Source organism: Mannheimia sp. USDA-ARS-USMARC-1261 (assembly GCF_000521605.1).
GTDB classification, from domain to species: domain Bacteria; phylum Pseudomonadota; class Gammaproteobacteria; order Enterobacterales; family Pasteurellaceae; genus Mannheimia; species Mannheimia indoligenes.
In genome coordinates this window covers 206,957-221,650 of sequence record NZ_CP006942.1, presented here as the reverse complement: position 1 = coordinate 221,650, position 14,694 = coordinate 206,957, and the positions used below count along the sequence as shown (strand labels likewise).

The window sequence follows — 14,694 nt, the reverse complement described above, 5'->3', positions numbered from 1 at the left end:
CGATTGGGTTTTGGGGAAATTTGACCGCTTGTATAGTACAGAATGGCACAAGCATAGACACTTAAACTATCAGTATCATTAAAAAAGCACCCGTAAGAAGACGGGTGCTATCAAGAAGAATAACTTTATATCTTTTAGAACTATAAACTTTATTAAAGGTTAAGCTCGAACTAAAAAGCACCAAGCTTGATAACCATAGTCCTTTGCATATAAGACTTTTGAGGATTTACCACGTACTTTCCGTTGCGGTGTACAAATCCATTTAAAGCCTTTAGGAGCAGGTTTATGCTGTTGCATATTATTTACCTCAAAGGTTTAATTACCTTCACTTGCTCGTAGACAACAACATATCGATTAGTTTAAAATAGCGAACACTTTTTTCAGAAAGTTTGTTCTTCAATATGCTTTGGATATTGCGGAAGGAGAACAATATCGAGTATTGATACGCCAATATCTTTACTCTCCATAAACCCAATCTTTATGATTGGGTTTTTATTTGCCAAATTTAGCTATTCTTGTTTGAGCACATTCATAGCTAACACCGAATAATTCTGCAATATCTCCAACAGACATATCTTGATAGAGTGCTATATAGCTGTCTGGTAATAAAAGTCTTCCTGCAAATTCATTCGCTTGCCATTCTGCATTACAATAAATTTTAGTACTGCTTCCTACTGGGCGAGCTAAACCAATATATTCTTGATGCAATATACCATGCCCAATCTCATGTGCGATAGTAAATCGATCTCTACCATTACCATCACATGCACCATCATAAACACTTTGTCTTAATAGAATATCACCTGTTGGTAACGTTAATCCAAGAATACCTTTCATTTCATTATCTGGAAGTATATGATATTTCTGATATTCAAATTCCAACAAGGCAAGCACATCTATTGCACCATGTTCATTTACCCAATGTGGGTTAGCCTTTCGAATAAACTGAGTAATAGTATCAATTTTTTGTTTAGATAGCGCAGGGACTGAAAACCCCTCTTGATAAAATACAGAACTCATTATTTAACTCCTTTTAATAAGTTCAATAATTCTTGTTTTCTTGATTCATCTAACTCATTGAAATTACGACAAAACGCACCAACTAACATCTGATCTAAGGAATTTTGTGGAATTTCGATAGTACTTTGCTTTCTCGTTGTATCAATAGATCGATATAAATCTTCTTTTTCTTCATCAGTAAAGGTATAACTATTAATTAATTTTTGTTCTATATCTTGGGGAATTGGTTTATTACCATTCTCTATGGATGAAAGAAATGCTGAACTAAAACCTAAAGCATCCGCCATTTGTTTTAGTAAGATATTATGAACCCCTCGATACCCCCTTATAAATTTACCAAAATTTGTTAGTTTCATGATACACTCCTTTACATAAGATAAATCTTAGCTTTCAATCAGCTAAATTAACCTATCAGTTAAAATATTAACATCCAGGTTAATTTAATGCAAATATTACTTATTTAATCAACAATCAAGTGAATATTTTATGAACAAAGCCCCTAGAACTTCCATTCTAGGGGCTTCGTTTAATTTATCGGTGTGGCAGCACCACCACACCCTACGAGCTATTACTCTTCCTCACCCGCATTTAACAACGCTGCTAAACTTTGAGTTGCATCGTCTGCAACGAATTCAAATTCAGCTTCGATGTCTGCATCAGTAACAAATGAGTTTTCTTTTGCAGCTGGAGCTTCAAACTCATGGGCTACTGCGATGCCTGCTTCAAGTTGTGCACGTTTTTTCGCACGAGCTTGGTGGTAAGCAAAACCAGTACCTGCCGGGATTAAGCGACCAACGATTACATTTTCTTTTAAGCCACGTAACTCATCTTGTTTACCTGCCACTGCTGCTTCAGTAAGCACACGAGTGGTTTCTTGGAACGATGCCGCCGAAATAAAACTTTCTGTTGCAAGTGATGCTTTGGTAATACCAAGCAATTCACGTTCAAACTCAACAAGTGGTTTGCCTTCTGCTTCACGTTTGCGGTTAGCAATTTTCACACGAGCTACTTCGACTTGTTCTCCGTCTAGGAATTCAGAGTCGTAAGCGTTGGTAATGGTTGCTTTACGTAACATTTGGCGAACGATAACTTCAATGTGTTTATCGTTAATTTTTACCCCTTGTAAGCGGTAAACTTCTTGTACTTCGTTTACAATGTAGTCTGTTACTGCGTGTACGCCACGTAAACGCAAGATATCGTGTGGAGTTTCTGCACCATCAGAGATTACATCACCACGTTGTACCATCTCGCCTTCGAATACGTTTAATTGACGCCATTTTGGAATCATTTCTTCGTACGCTTCGCCTTCAGCCGGAGTAATTACCAAGCGGCGTTTACCCTTGGTTTCTTTACCGAATGATACGATACCTGAAATTTCTGCCAAGATTGCCGGATCTTTCGGTTTACGTGCTTCAAATAAATCTGCTACGCGTGGAAGACCACCGGTAATATCTTTCGTTCCTACAGATTCTTGTGGAATACGAGCTAACGCTTCACCCACCGCGATTTCTGCACCGTCATCTAAGGTTACAATCGCTTTACCCGGTAAGAAGTATTGTGCCGGAACGTCTGTACCCGGAATTAAGATATCGTTACCGTTGCTATCAACTAAACGTAGTGCCGGACGTAAATCTTTACCTGCAGTTGCACGCTCACCCACATCTTGCACTACGATTGATGATAAACCGGTTAATTCGTCCGTTTGACGAGTTACCGTTAAGCCATCAACGATGTCGCTAAATTGGATACGACCTGATACCTCTGAGATAACCGGCATTGTGTGCGGATCCCAGTTTGCTACTACTTCACCTGCATTTACTTCTGCACCGTCATTTTTCGATAACACTGCACCGTAAGGCACTTTGTAGTTTTCTTTGGTACGACCAAAGGTATCGATAACAGTTAATTCCGTGTTACGTGAAGTTAATACGATTTTGCCGTCTTTGTTAGTTACGAATTTCGCGTTAGTAAGCTTAATCGTACCTGCATTTTTCACTTGAATGCTAGATTCTTTCGCTGCCGCAGATGCCGCACCACCGATATGGAACGTACGCATCGTTAACTGTGTACCCGGCTCACCGATAGATTGTGCCGCAATAACACCCACTGCTTCACCTTGATTAATTAAGTGTCCACGTGCGAGATCACGTCCGTAACATTTTGCACACACACCGAAGTCTGTATCACAAGTTACCACCGAACGTACTTTGATCACATCAACTGACTCACGATCCACCACATCACACCATTTTTCATCTAATAAGGTATTACGTGGAATTAATACTTCATCTGTACCCGGTTTTAACACATCTTCCGCTACCACACGACCTAATACACGATCACGCAGAGCTTCTTTTACATCACCACCCTCGATTAATGGGGTCATCACGATACCTTCGTGTGTACCACAGTCATCTTCGATGATCACTAAATCTTGTGCTACATCCACTAAACGACGGGTTAAGTAACCTGAGTTCGCTGTTTTTAATGCCGTATCCGCAAGACCCTTACGTGCACCGTGGGTAGAAATAAAGTACTGAAGAACGTTCAAGCCTTCACGGAAGTTTGCCGTGATCGGCGTTTCGATAATCGAACCATCCGGACGTGCCATCAAGCCACGCATACCCGCTAACTGACGAATCTGTGCCGCAGAACCACGAGCACCGGAGTCTGCCATCATAAAGATGCTGTTGAATGATGCTTGTTTTTCAGGATTACCTTCACGGTTGATGACTTCTTCCGTTGAAAGGTTTTCCATCATCGCTTTTGCAACACGTTCGTTTGCCGCCGCCCAAATATCGATTACTTTGTTATAACGCTCACCGGCAGTTACTAGACCGCCATTGAATTGCTCTTGAATTTCAGCAACTTCTGCTTCAGCTGCTTCAATGATTGAGTATTTTTGTTCTGGGATAACCATATCATCAATACCAACCGATGCACCTGAACGTGCCGCGTAGGCGAAACCTGTGTACATAATTTGGTCAGCTAAAACCACAGACTCTTTCAAGCCTAAACGACGGTAGCTCTCGTTAATTAATTTCGAGATCGCTTTTTTACCTAATGTTTGGTTGAATAAGCTAAATGGCATACCTTTTGGTGCAATCATCCATAAGATTGCACGACCGATAGTGGTATCCACTAATTCAGTTTTAGCAACAAACTCGCCTGTTTCATTTTTCTCATATTCGGTTACACGCACTTTAACACGAGAGTGTAATTCTGCCTGACCGGTACGGTAAGCTTTTTCCGCTTCACGTGGGTCTAGGAAGTACATTCCTTCGCCTTTACCGTTTACTTTCTCACGGGTCATATAGTACAAGCCTAATACAACGTCTTGAGATGGTACGATAATCGGATCACCACTTGCCGGTGAAAGTACGTTGTTGGTAGACATCATTAACGCACGAGCTTCTAACTGAGCTTCAAGTGTTAATGGAACGTGTACCGCCATTTGGTCTCCATCGAAGTCCGCGTTGAACGCCGCACACACAAGTGGGTGTAACTGGATTGCTTTACCTTCGATCAGTAACGGTTCAAACGCTTGAATACCTAAACGGTGAAGCGTTGGTGCACGGTTCAGAAGAATCGGATGCTCACGGATAACTTCTGCAAGAATATCCCATACGATCGGATCTTCACGTTCTACCATTTTCTTCGCAGCTTTGATAGTTGATGCAATGCCACGAGATTCTAATTTAGAGTAGATAAACGGACGGAATAATTCCAATGCCATTTTTTTCGGTAAGCCACATTGGTGTAAGCGTAAGTATGGACCTACGGTAATTACTGAACGACCTGAATAGTCTACACGTTTACCTAATAAGTTTTGACGGAAACGACCTTGTTTACCTTTGATCATATCTGCCAAAGATTTTAACGGACGTTTGTTAGAACCGGTAATCGCACGACCACGACGACCGTTGTCTAATAACGCGTCTACAGACTCTTGTAACATACGTTTTTCGTTACGCACGATGATATCCGGTGCAACTAAGTCTAATAAGCGTTTTAAACGGTTATTACGGTTGATTACACGGCGATATAAATCGTTTAAGTCAGAAGTTGCAAAACGACCACCATCAAGCGGAACTAACGGACGTAAATCCGGTGGCAATACCGGTAATACTGTCATTACCATCCACTCAGGTTTGTTGCCTGATTGCAAGAACGCTTCTAAAGTTTTTAAACGTTTAGTGATTTTTTTACGTTTGGTTTCAGAGTTAGTTTCTTGTAACTCTTCACGCAATACTTCGCACTGATGTTCTAAATCTAAATCACGAAGTAATGCTTGGATACCTTCTGCACCCATTTTCGCTTCAAACTCATCGCCCCAACGCTCTTCAGCATCCATAAACTGTTCTTCGGTTAATAGCTGATTTTTCTCTAAATCAGTCATACCCGGTTCAGTTACTACATAGCTTTCGAAATAAAGTACACGTTCAATATCACGTAGCGGCATATCTAAAATTAAGCCGATACGGGACGGAAGTGATTTTAAGAACCAAATATGAGCAACCGGACACGCTAATTCGATATGACCCATACGCTCACGGCGTACTTTAGTTTGGGTTACTTCAACACCGCATTTTTCACAAATTACACCACGATGTTTTAAACGTTTATATTTACCACATAAACACTCGTAATCTTTTACCGGTCCGAAAATACGTGCACAGAATAAACCATCACGCTCTGGTTTGAAGGTACGGTAGTTAATCGTTTCCGGTTTTTTTACTTCACCGAACGACCAAGAACGAATCTTGTCCGGTGATGCTAAACCAATTTTAATCACATCAAAATCATCGCTTGATTTTGTTTGTGCTTTTAAAAACTTCACTAAGTCTTTCACTTTTTTGCCCCTAGGGTAGGTTTTTAAGTTCGCCCCGCAATTAGCCGAGCGAGTAAATTTTGTCTACAAGCGGTTAGATTTTGCAAAATTTTTACGAAATTTGACCGCTTGTTGTAGTTTATTCTCCGATCTGCTCCCCTCTTTTCTAAAGAGAGGAGTTTGATCAAGGGAAAATCAACTATTACGCTTCGTCTAACTCCATATCGATCGCTAATGCACGGATCTCTTTGGTGATTACATTAAATGACTCTGGGATACCCGGCTCCATATAATGTGTGCCGTCTACGATATTTTTGTACATCTTCGTACGACCGTTCACGTCATCTGATTTCACTGTGAGCATTTCTTGTAAGGTGTAAGCAGCACCGTATGCTTCTAATGCCCAAACCTCCATCTCACCGAAACGCTGACCACCGAACTGTGCTTTACCACCCAACGGTTGTTGAGTAACAAGGCTATAAGAACCAGTTGAACGTGCGTGCATTTTGTCATCAACTAAGTGGTTCAATTTGAGCATATACATATAACCAACAGTTACAGGACGCTCGAATTTCTCACCTGTGCGACCATCGTAAAGGGTAATCTGACCTGAAGTCGGTAAGCCACCTAATTCTAATAAGCCTTTGATCTCCGTTTCGTGAGCACCATCGAATACAGGTGTTGCAAGCGGTAAACCTTTACGTAAGTTTTGTGCTAAACGCATTACTTCTTCATCTGTGAAGGTGCTTAAATCAACCACTTGTGAACCGTGTCCTAAGTCATACGCTTTTTGGATATATTCACGTAATTTAGCAATTTCTTGCTGTTGCTTAATCATCTTGTCGATCTGATCACCGATACCACGAGCCGCTAAGCCTAAGTGAGTTTCTAAGATCTGACCGATGTTCATACGAGATGGAACACCTAACGGGTTCAACACGATTTCAACCGGCTGACCGTTTTCATCGTATGGCATATCTTCAACAGGGTTGATTTTTGAGATAACACCTTTGTTACCGTGACGACCAGCCATCTTATCACCCGGTTGGATTTGGCGTTTAACCGCAAGGTACACTTTAACTACTTTTAACACGCCCGGTGCTAAATCATCGCCTTGAATGATTTTGTTACGTTTGATTTCAAGTTTACGTTCAAACTCTTTGCGTAACTCTTCGTGTTGTTCCGCTAACTGCTCTAATTGATTTTGTTTCGCTTCGTCATCTAAAGTTTGTTCTAACCATTTCTCACGAGCAACGCCATCTAGTGCAGACTCTTTCACGCCGCCTTCGATTAACAAGTTGCGAACACGAGTGAATAAACCGGCTTCTAAGATTTCTAACTCTTCAGATAAATCTTTCTTCGCTTCACGAAGTTGAAGTTCTTCGATTTCTTTCGCACGTTTGTCTTTCTCTACGCCATCACGGGTAAATACTTGAACATCGATAACCGTACCTGAAGTACCGTTTGGTACACGAAGTGAAGAATCTTTAACGTCTGATGCTTTTTCACCGAAGATCGCACGTAATAGTTTCTCTTCCGGTGTTAATTGGGTTTCACCTTTAGGGGTTACTTTACCGACTAAGATGTCGCCACCTTTCACTTCCGCACCGATGTAAACAATACCCGATTCATCTAATTTGCTTAATGCAGATTCACCCACGTTTGGAATATCTGCTGTGATTTCTTCAGCACCTAATTTGGTATCACGAGCTACACAAGATAATTCTTGAATGTGGATTGTCGTGAAGCGATCTTCTTGAACCACACGCTCAGACACTAACATTGAGTCTTCGAAGTTATAACCGTTCCAAGGCATAAATGCCACACGGATATTTTGACCTAACGCTAATTCACCTAAGTCTGTTGAAGGACCGTCTGCTAAGATCTCACCACGAGCTACCGGCTCGCCTAAGTTCACACAAGGTACTTGGTTGATACAGGTGTTTTGGTTTGAACGGGTGTATTTAATTAAGTTATAGATGTCGATACCTGCTTCACCCGGAATCGTTTCATCTTCATTCACTTTAACTACGATACGAGATGCATCAACATATTGAACTGTACCACCACGTTTTGCAACAATCGCTACACCAGAGTCAAGGGCAATTGGTTTTTCCATACCCGTACCGACTAATGGTTTATCCGCACGTAATGTTGGAACTGCCTGACGTTGCATATTCGCCCCCATCAACGCACGGTTCGCATCGTCGTGCTCTAAGAACGGAATTAACGCTGCCGCCACAGAAACCACTTGTTGAGTTGAGATGTCCATATACTGAACTTCTTCTGGCTTGAATAAACCTGACTCACCTTGCTGACGGCAAGTTACATAAGTATCAGTAAAGCGGAAGTTTTCATCTAAGTTTGAGTTCGCCTGAGCAATGATATTATTGCTCTCTTCAATCGCTGATAAGTACTCGATCTCTTCTGTTACTTGACCATCAACCACTTTACGGAATGGGGTTTCTAAGAAACCGTAGTTATTGGTACGAGCATACACAGAAAGTGAGTTGATCAAACCGATGTTTGGACCCTCTGGGGTTTCAATTGGACACAAACGACCGTAGTGAGTCGGGTGAACATCTCGAACCTCAAAGCCCGCACGCTCACGGGTTAAACCACCCGGACCTAATGCAGAAATACGGCGTTTGTGCGTAACCTCTGAAAGCGGGTTATTTTGGTCCATAAATTGCGAAAGTTGTGAAGAGCCGAAAAACTCTTTCACTGCCGCAGAAATCGGTTTCGCATTGATTAAATCTTGTGGTGTTACGCCATCTAAATCACCTAAAGATAAACGCTCACGCACTGCACGCTCAACACGAACTAAACCAATACGGAATTGGTTTTCTGCCATTTCACCTACAGAACGGATACGACGGTTACCTAAGTGGTCGATATCGTCCACTTCGCCACGACCGTTACGGATCTCAATTAATTTTTTCATCACACCGATGATGTCATCGTTGCTTAAAATGCCAGTGCCTTCGCCTTCTGGAATCTCCAAAGAGCGGTTAAATTTCATACGACCTACCGCAGATAAATCGTAACGCTCTGCAGAGAAGAACATATTATCAAATAACGCTTCTGCCGCTTCTTTTGTTGGTGGCTCGCCCGGACGCATCATACGGTAAATTTCCACTAACGCACTTAAACGGTCGTAAGTTGGATCAACACGTAATGTTTCAGAAATGTATGGACCGTGATCTAAATCGTTGGTAAATAGTACTTCGATCTCTTTATAGCCTGCTGCCGAAAGGTTCGCTAACATCTCCATTGAGATTTCCATATTCGCAGGGCAGATCACTTCACCTGATGATAAATCAACATAATCTTGTGCTGCTACTTTACCGACGATGTACTCAACCGGCACTTCAATTTGGGTAACGTTATCTTTTTCTAATGCACGAATATGACGAGCAGTGATACGGCGACCCATTTCAACATACACTTTACCGTTTGCCGCAATATCAAATGAAGCTGTTTCGCCTCTTAAACGCTCAGGCACTAACGTCATTAATAATTTGTTATCAACAATTTCAAATTTAACTTTCTCGAAGAATAAGTTTAAGATTTCTTCGGTCGTGTAGCCTAATGCACGCAAAATGATAGTTGCCGGTAATTTACGGCGACGGTCGATACGGGCGAATAAGTTATCTTTCGGATCGAACTCGAAATCTAACCAAGAACCACGGTAAGGAATAATACGTGCGTTATAAAGCACTTTACCTGAAGAGTGGGTTTTACCTTTGTCAGAATCGAAGAACACACCCGGGCTACGGTGTAATTGAGAAACAATAACACGCTCAGTACCGTTGATAACGAAAGTACCGTTGTCGGTCATTAAAGGGATTTCGCCCATATACACGTTTTGCTCTTTAATATCTTTGATTGTACCGGCAGCAGCCTCACGGTCGTAAGACACTAAACGCAATTTCACGCGTAATGGTGCAGCATAGGTTGTGCCACGAATTTGACATTCACGCACGTCAAACACCGGCTCGCCTAATTCGTAAGAAACGTATTGCAATTCAGTTGCACCGTTGTTGCTCACAATCGGGAAAACTGAACGGAATGCCGCTTCTAAACCTTGTTGCCCTTCAGGATCTTTTTCAATAAATTTTTCAAAAGAATCAAGCTGAATTGTTAATAGATAAGGTACGTTCAGAACTTGTGGACGTTTGCCAAAGCTCTTACGGATACGCTTTTTCTCGGAATATGAATATGCCATTTTTTAAGATAGCCTCTGAAATATATTTTGGTTGAGATTACACAATCCGACACGAAAGACTCGGTTGGAAGTGGCATTATAAAAAACTGTACGAGGTGTCATTTTCCAATCGCCAATCAAGCAGTCAAAAATCACTACTGCAAGCGGTCAAATTGGGCAGGAAATTTGCAAATTTTGTTGATTAAAATGACAAAACCAACACTTGCGTTCAAGCACAAAAGGCTGACCGGTCAAGCCGTCAGCCAATTTTTACTAAAAATGGTTGTAAATTATAGCGGGTTTTACAAAATTTTACAACAATTTGACCGCTTGTTTTTATGGGAAAAATTATTGGTTTTTCTCTTCGTCTTGAGCTAATTTACTACCGAAAAATAGGCTTGCAAAACCGATAGCGAAGATAGAAATTAAGAAATAATAGCCCCATTCAACATAATTAATGGTTGCTTTTGAACCTTGAATAGTCACTACATTTCCCAAAGTAAGAGCATATCCACCACTAATACATAAAACAACAATCACTTTTCCGACTTGCACTGAGCTGATTCCAAAGTCAGGTATTTTACCTTGAGCTAAATACAACCCAAATCCAGCGATAATAAATAATCCAGCTAAAACAATAAAAAACACCATAATCCATTACCTTATTTTTTGTACTCTTTTTCTACATCGGAACACATTGAAGCAATCTCAACAGAATAACTATATTTTTCTACTACTTTATCCTTTAAACAAGCCTGCTCAATCAGCTCTAATCCCTTGAGTTTACTTCCTGTCTCCCCTAGTCTATTTTCCTGCTTATAACCTAGCAAATATAAAACCCCTAAAGTATATTTACCCAAAACATCATTTTTAGTGGCTGCTTTTTTAGCATAAAAATAAGATTTATCAATACTTCTATCTTTATCTCCCTGCAAATAGCCAGTCAATTGGTGATAAGCTTCAAAGCCCATCACATTAGGTTGCTCTTTTTTAAGTGCTACATTTATGTCTTTTTGTGTATAAGTCCCCCCCAGAAGTCCTTGAAAAATTTGATTTGCTACTAAATTTTTAGGAATTGGCTTAGCACTCACCAGAGTCGAAAGAGAAAAGGTTGCAACGGTAACTAATAAAATAGATTTAAGAAATTTTTTGTACATAATAAATCCTTAGAAATGGTTTGATAGAGATGTTTTACTTCCTATGTCAATAGGAAGTAAAGGGAGTATACTCCCTTGAAAAATTGATTTTTATTTGTTCAATTTTCCTTAAAGTATTCTAGCGAGAAATTAGAAGAATGATATAAACGATAGGCTACATTTAGTATTCATTAGTAGATTGATAGGTTTATCCCTAAAAACAATACTAAGGGAATGAAAAATGAAACGCTGACCAGCCACCCGATTCGACATACTTTCGCCAATAATCTTAGAAAAATCCGCCGATTAAAGGATATTTCTCAAGAGGCATTAGCTTTTGACGCCGAACTGAACCGAGCTTATATAAGTGATGTCGAAAGAGGGAAAAGAGCCATCTCAATTGATGCGATGGGGAAAATAGCCGACGCCCTAAACGTCAGCCTAATAGACCTACTGAAAAGCGACTATTCAGTAGATGATTTAATTCAAAAATAAAAAAACAAGCGGTCGTTTTTCTACTATTTTTTGCAAATAATCTCAACGTAAGGCGGGGCTTGCCCCACCGCTACAATATTGATTAAATCATTGCCGCACCGTAGGGGCGAAACATCTTTCGCCCTATTCAAATATCAAATACCAAAAAGGGCAAAAAATATTTTGCCCCTACATTTTTAACACGTCCAATCTTGCCAATTTAATGCTTCAATTCGCTCGAACTCTTTGACATTATGCGTTACTAATATCGCATTACAAGCTAAAGCGTGACAAGTAATCCATAAATCATTTCCACCAATGGGCTTGCCTTGTAACTTCAATTTATTTGCCCAAACACCATAAAATTCACAGATTTTTTCATTTGGGTAAACAACTGAAATACGTTGTTTCAACTTTTCGATATTCGCTAAGGCTTTTTCCGGATTAGCACTGCCATTTGCTCCTTTGAGCAATTCAGCATAGGTAATAAAGCTCATAACTAATTGATCACTTGGCGTAAGTTGTGCTACACGTTCTGCCACCGCAAGCGGTCGATTTTTCATTAAATAAATCAAAATATTGGTATCAAGCATATAGATCATAAATCATCTCGCTCTTGTGGTGGAGATGTATCACGATCTTCCAATGCCTGAATAAAATCATCATCAAAATCGGAAAATAAAGCTAGAAATTCCATATCGGCTTGAGGTTTCACCGGACGCAAAATAACATCGCCATTCTGCCCTTGTAAAATCTCTACGGTATCTACGTCAAAACGGAAATCAAACGGAATCCTCACCGCTTGGCTATTACCACTTTGGAAAACTTTTGTTCGCATACCACGCCCTCAATATATACATTAAATGTTATGAGTATATACTATGCTTATTTTTCATTGATTGCAATAGCCGTTTTTATGCACAATATATATGTTTATCCGATAAACATATCAATAAAATACCTTTAAATTCTCGTGATTTTTAAACATATCTATTGAAATCTAATAACAAGCGGTCGTTTTTCTGCCATTTTTTGCAAAAAATCGGATAAAAATCACCGCTTGCAAAAACAAAACCCCGATGTTTCCATCGGGGTTTGTTGAACTTGAAGTTCGGGAAAAGTTAAATCAAAAATTATTTGATTTCTACTTTCGCACCAGCTTCTTCTAATTCTTTCTTAAGTGCTTCAGCTTCACCTTTAGAGATGCCTTCTTTTAACGCTGCAGGTGCTGATTCAACTAAGTCTTTAGCTTCTTTTAAGCCTAAACCTGTTGCACCACGTACTGCTTTGATTACAGCAACTTTGTTTGCACCAGCTTCTGCTAAGATTACGTCGAATTCAGTTTTCTCTTCTGCTGCCGCTGCTGCTGGAGCTGCTGCTGCAACTGCTGCCGCTGCTGAAACGCCGAATTTTTCTTCCATCGCTGTGATTAATTCAACGATTTCTGATACTGATTTAGAAGCAATCGCTTCAATGATTTGTTCGTTAGTTAATGACATAACAATCGATTCCTAAAGTAAATAAAGTTAAACGAATAAAGAAGTACTGCTAAAATTAAGCAGCTGCTTCCATTTGGTCGCGTAATGCTGCAAGAGTGCGAACAAGTTTGCCTGCCGCAGCTTCTTTCATTGTGCCCATTAAACGTGCAATTGCTTCTTCGTAAGTCGGTAATGTCGCTAAGAATGCAACATCTTGTCTTTTACCTTCAAAGGCTGCACCTTTAAGTTCAAACTCTTTGTTTGTTTTCGCAAATTCAGTGAACAAACGTGCTGCTGCACCTGGGTGTTCATTTGAGAATGCGATAAGAGTTGGACCGGTAAACGTATCTGTTAAGCACTCGAATTCTGTGCCTTCCACTGCACGACGTAATAAAGTATTACGTACAACTTGCATTGTAACACCAGCTTCGCGAGCTGCTTTACGTAACTCAGTCATTTTTTCAACTGTTACGCCACGTGAATCCGCAACAACAGCTGAAAGTGCACCTTTGGCAGCTTCGTTTACTTCAGCAACAATCGCTTGTTTGTCTTGAAGATTTAATGCCATTGGTTTTAGCTCCTGATACACTCTACTCTTTCAAGTAGAATTTACAAAAAATCCCAAAAATATCACCGCTTGTTTTACAACAAGTTGCAATCTTCTGAGCCTAAGGTGTACAGAAGCAGAGAATTCTGTCTGTTCACCATCTATGTAGGATAATTAAGTTTTCACCCCTACAGTCTTAGACGGGGCTTAGATTAGGCTAAGCACCATCAGCTTGCTCTCGCAAGTTAAGGTCGCAAATTATACAGATAATCTGCGACCCTGTAAAGTTTTAACTTCTAACGAGAAATTAAAGTGAAGCTTGATCAACCGCTACACCAGCACCCATAGTTGTAGAGATGCTTACTTTCTTGATGAAGATACCTTTAGCAGTTGTTGGTTTAGCTTTAGTTAAAGCCGCTAACAACGCTTGTAGGTTTTCTTTTAATTGCTCAGGTGCGAAGTCTGCTTTACCGATAGTAGTATGGATAATACCATTTTTGTCATTACGGTAACGGATCTGACCTGATTTTGCATTTTTAACTGCTTCAGCAACGTTTGGAGTTACAGTACCTACTTTCGGGTTTGGCATTAAGCCACGTGGACCTAATACTTGACCTAATTGACCTACAACACGCATTGCATCCGGAGAAGCGATAACAACGTCAAAGTTCATTTCGCCTTTCTTGATTTGCTCTGCAAGATCTTCCATACCCACTAAATCTGCACCCGCTGCTTTCGCTGCTTCTGCGTTAGCACCTTGAGTGAACACAGCAACACGTGCCGTACGACCTGTACCGTGTGGTAATACTGTTGCACCACGTACGTTTTGGTCTGATTTACGAGGATCGATACCTAAGTTTACTGCAACATCAACACTTTCAACGAATTTCGCTGTTGCGAATTTTTTTAACACTTCAACTGCTTCGTTGATGTCATAAGCTTTAGTAGAATCTACGCCAGCTTTAATTGCTTTCATTTTTTTAGTCAATTTAGCCATTGTA

The 14,694-nt window shown here is 40.3% G+C and carries 13 protein-coding genes; 1 reads left to right on the top strand and 12 read right to left on the bottom strand.

What is annotated here, in order from left to right; translation table 11 throughout:
- Positions 1-159: 159 nt before the first annotated feature.
- The 7 genes from X781_RS12355 to X781_RS01020 all read right to left on the bottom strand — a co-directional run bounded on the left by X781_RS12355 (position 160) and on the right by X781_RS01020 (position 11,215).
- Positions 160-297 carry a hypothetical protein gene (locus tag X781_RS12355; protein WP_200865317.1) on the bottom strand — a complete coding sequence of 46 codons (138 nt, stop codon included), beginning with the start codon at positions 295-297 and terminating at the stop codon, positions 160-162.
- A 195-nt stretch (positions 298-492) separates the two neighbouring features.
- Positions 493-1,020 carry an ImmA/IrrE family metallo-endopeptidase gene (locus X781_RS01045; RefSeq protein WP_025235152.1) on the bottom strand — a complete coding sequence of 176 codons (528 nt, stop codon included), beginning with the start codon at positions 1,018-1,020 and terminating at the stop codon, positions 493-495.
- Positions 1,020-1,376, bottom strand: a complete 357-nt coding sequence (locus tag X781_RS01040) for a helix-turn-helix domain-containing protein (RefSeq protein WP_025235151.1) — start codon at positions 1,374-1,376, stop codon at positions 1,020-1,022. The genes X781_RS01045 and X781_RS01040 overlap by 1 nt, the downstream gene beginning before the upstream one ends.
- Before the next feature lie 212 nt (positions 1,377-1,588).
- Positions 1,589-5,872 (bottom strand): DNA-directed RNA polymerase subunit beta', encoded by a 4,284-nt coding sequence (rpoC, locus tag X781_RS01035; protein ID WP_025235150.1) that lies wholly within the window; start codon positions 5,870-5,872, stop codon positions 1,589-1,591.
- A 181-nt stretch (positions 5,873-6,053) separates the two neighbouring features.
- Entirely contained in the window at positions 6,054-10,079 is a 4,026-nt protein-coding gene (gene rpoB, locus X781_RS01030) for a DNA-directed RNA polymerase subunit beta (RefSeq protein ID WP_025235149.1), read from the bottom strand.
- A 327-nt stretch (positions 10,080-10,406) separates the two neighbouring features.
- On the bottom strand, positions 10,407-10,709 hold the full coding sequence (locus tag X781_RS01025; RefSeq protein WP_025235148.1) for a hypothetical protein: 303 nt from the start codon (positions 10,707-10,709) through the stop codon (positions 10,407-10,409).
- An 11-nt stretch (positions 10,710-10,720) separates the two neighbouring features.
- Positions 10,721-11,215: a hypothetical protein gene (locus X781_RS01020; RefSeq protein WP_025235147.1), complete on the bottom strand. Its 495-nt coding sequence runs from the start codon at positions 11,213-11,215 to the stop codon at positions 10,721-10,723.
- 213 nt (positions 11,216-11,428) lie between these two features.
- Between X781_RS01020 and X781_RS01015 the strand changes: the two genes are divergently transcribed.
- Entirely contained in the window at positions 11,429-11,689 is a 261-nt protein-coding gene (locus X781_RS01015; RefSeq protein WP_025235146.1) for a helix-turn-helix domain-containing protein, read from the top strand.
- A gap of 176 nt (positions 11,690-11,865) precedes the next feature.
- Here the strand turns inward: X781_RS01015 and X781_RS01010 are convergent, their stop codons facing one another.
- The 5 genes from X781_RS01010 to rplA form a co-directional block, all read right to left on the bottom strand.
- Positions 11,866-12,270: a type II toxin-antitoxin system VapC family toxin gene (locus X781_RS01010; RefSeq protein ID WP_025235145.1), complete on the bottom strand. Its 405-nt coding sequence runs from the start codon at positions 12,268-12,270 to the stop codon at positions 11,866-11,868.
- Positions 12,267-12,506: an antitoxin gene (locus X781_RS01005; RefSeq protein WP_025235144.1), complete on the bottom strand. Its 240-nt coding sequence runs from the start codon at positions 12,504-12,506 to the stop codon at positions 12,267-12,269. The genes X781_RS01010 and X781_RS01005 overlap by 4 nt, the downstream gene beginning before the upstream one ends.
- Before the next feature lie 295 nt (positions 12,507-12,801).
- A complete protein-coding gene (gene rplL, locus X781_RS01000; protein WP_005621166.1) occupies positions 12,802-13,167 on the bottom strand; it encodes a 50S ribosomal protein L7/L12 in 366 nt (121 codons plus the stop codon).
- A 55-nt stretch (positions 13,168-13,222) separates the two neighbouring features.
- Positions 13,223-13,714, bottom strand: coding sequence for a 50S ribosomal protein L10 (rplJ, locus tag X781_RS00995; RefSeq protein ID WP_025235143.1), 492 nt, complete (start codon positions 13,712-13,714; stop codon positions 13,223-13,225).
- A 286-nt stretch (positions 13,715-14,000) separates the two neighbouring features.
- The gene (rplA, locus tag X781_RS00990; protein WP_025235142.1) at positions 14,001-14,690 is read right to left on the bottom strand and encodes a 50S ribosomal protein L1; all 690 of its coding nucleotides are present in this window, start codon (positions 14,688-14,690) and stop codon (positions 14,001-14,003) included.
- Between the last annotated feature and the right edge of the window lie 4 nt (positions 14,691-14,694).

Bases quoted from the DNA above. Each gene is read 5' to 3' on its own strand.
- X781_RS12355 (WP_200865317.1), bottom strand. From the start codon at position 297: ATGCAACAGCATAAACCTGCTCCTAAAGGCTTTAAATGGATTTGTACA.
- X781_RS01045 (WP_025235152.1), bottom strand. From the start codon at position 1,020: ATGAGTTCTGTATTTTATCAAGAGGGGTTTTCAGTCCCTGCGCTATCT.
- X781_RS01040 (WP_025235151.1), bottom strand. From the start codon at position 1,376: ATGAAACTAACAAATTTTGGTAAATTTATAAGGGGGTATCGAGGGGTT.
- rpoB (WP_025235149.1), bottom strand. From the start codon at position 10,079: ATGGCATATTCATATTCCGAGAAAAAGCGTATCCGTAAGAGCTTTGGC.
- X781_RS01025 (WP_025235148.1), bottom strand. From the start codon at position 10,709: ATGGTGTTTTTTATTGTTTTAGCTGGATTATTTATTATCGCTGGATTT.
- X781_RS01020 (WP_025235147.1), bottom strand. From the start codon at position 11,215: ATGTACAAAAAATTTCTTAAATCTATTTTATTAGTTACCGTTGCAACC.
- X781_RS01015 (WP_025235146.1), top strand. From the start codon at position 11,429: ATGAAAAATGAAACGCTGACCAGCCACCCGATTCGACATACTTTCGCC.
- X781_RS01010 (WP_025235145.1), bottom strand. From the start codon at position 12,270: ATGATCTATATGCTTGATACCAATATTTTGATTTATTTAATGAAAAAT.
- X781_RS01005 (WP_025235144.1), bottom strand. From the start codon at position 12,506: ATGCGAACAAAAGTTTTCCAAAGTGGTAATAGCCAAGCGGTGAGGATT.
- rplL (WP_005621166.1), bottom strand. From the start codon at position 13,167: ATGTCATTAACTAACGAACAAATCATTGAAGCGATTGCTTCTAAATCA.
- rplJ (WP_025235143.1), bottom strand. From the start codon at position 13,714: ATGGCATTAAATCTTCAAGACAAACAAGCGATTGTTGCTGAAGTAAAC.
- rplA (WP_025235142.1), bottom strand. From the start codon at position 14,690: ATGGCTAAATTGACTAAAAAAATGAAAGCAATTAAAGCTGGCGTAGAT.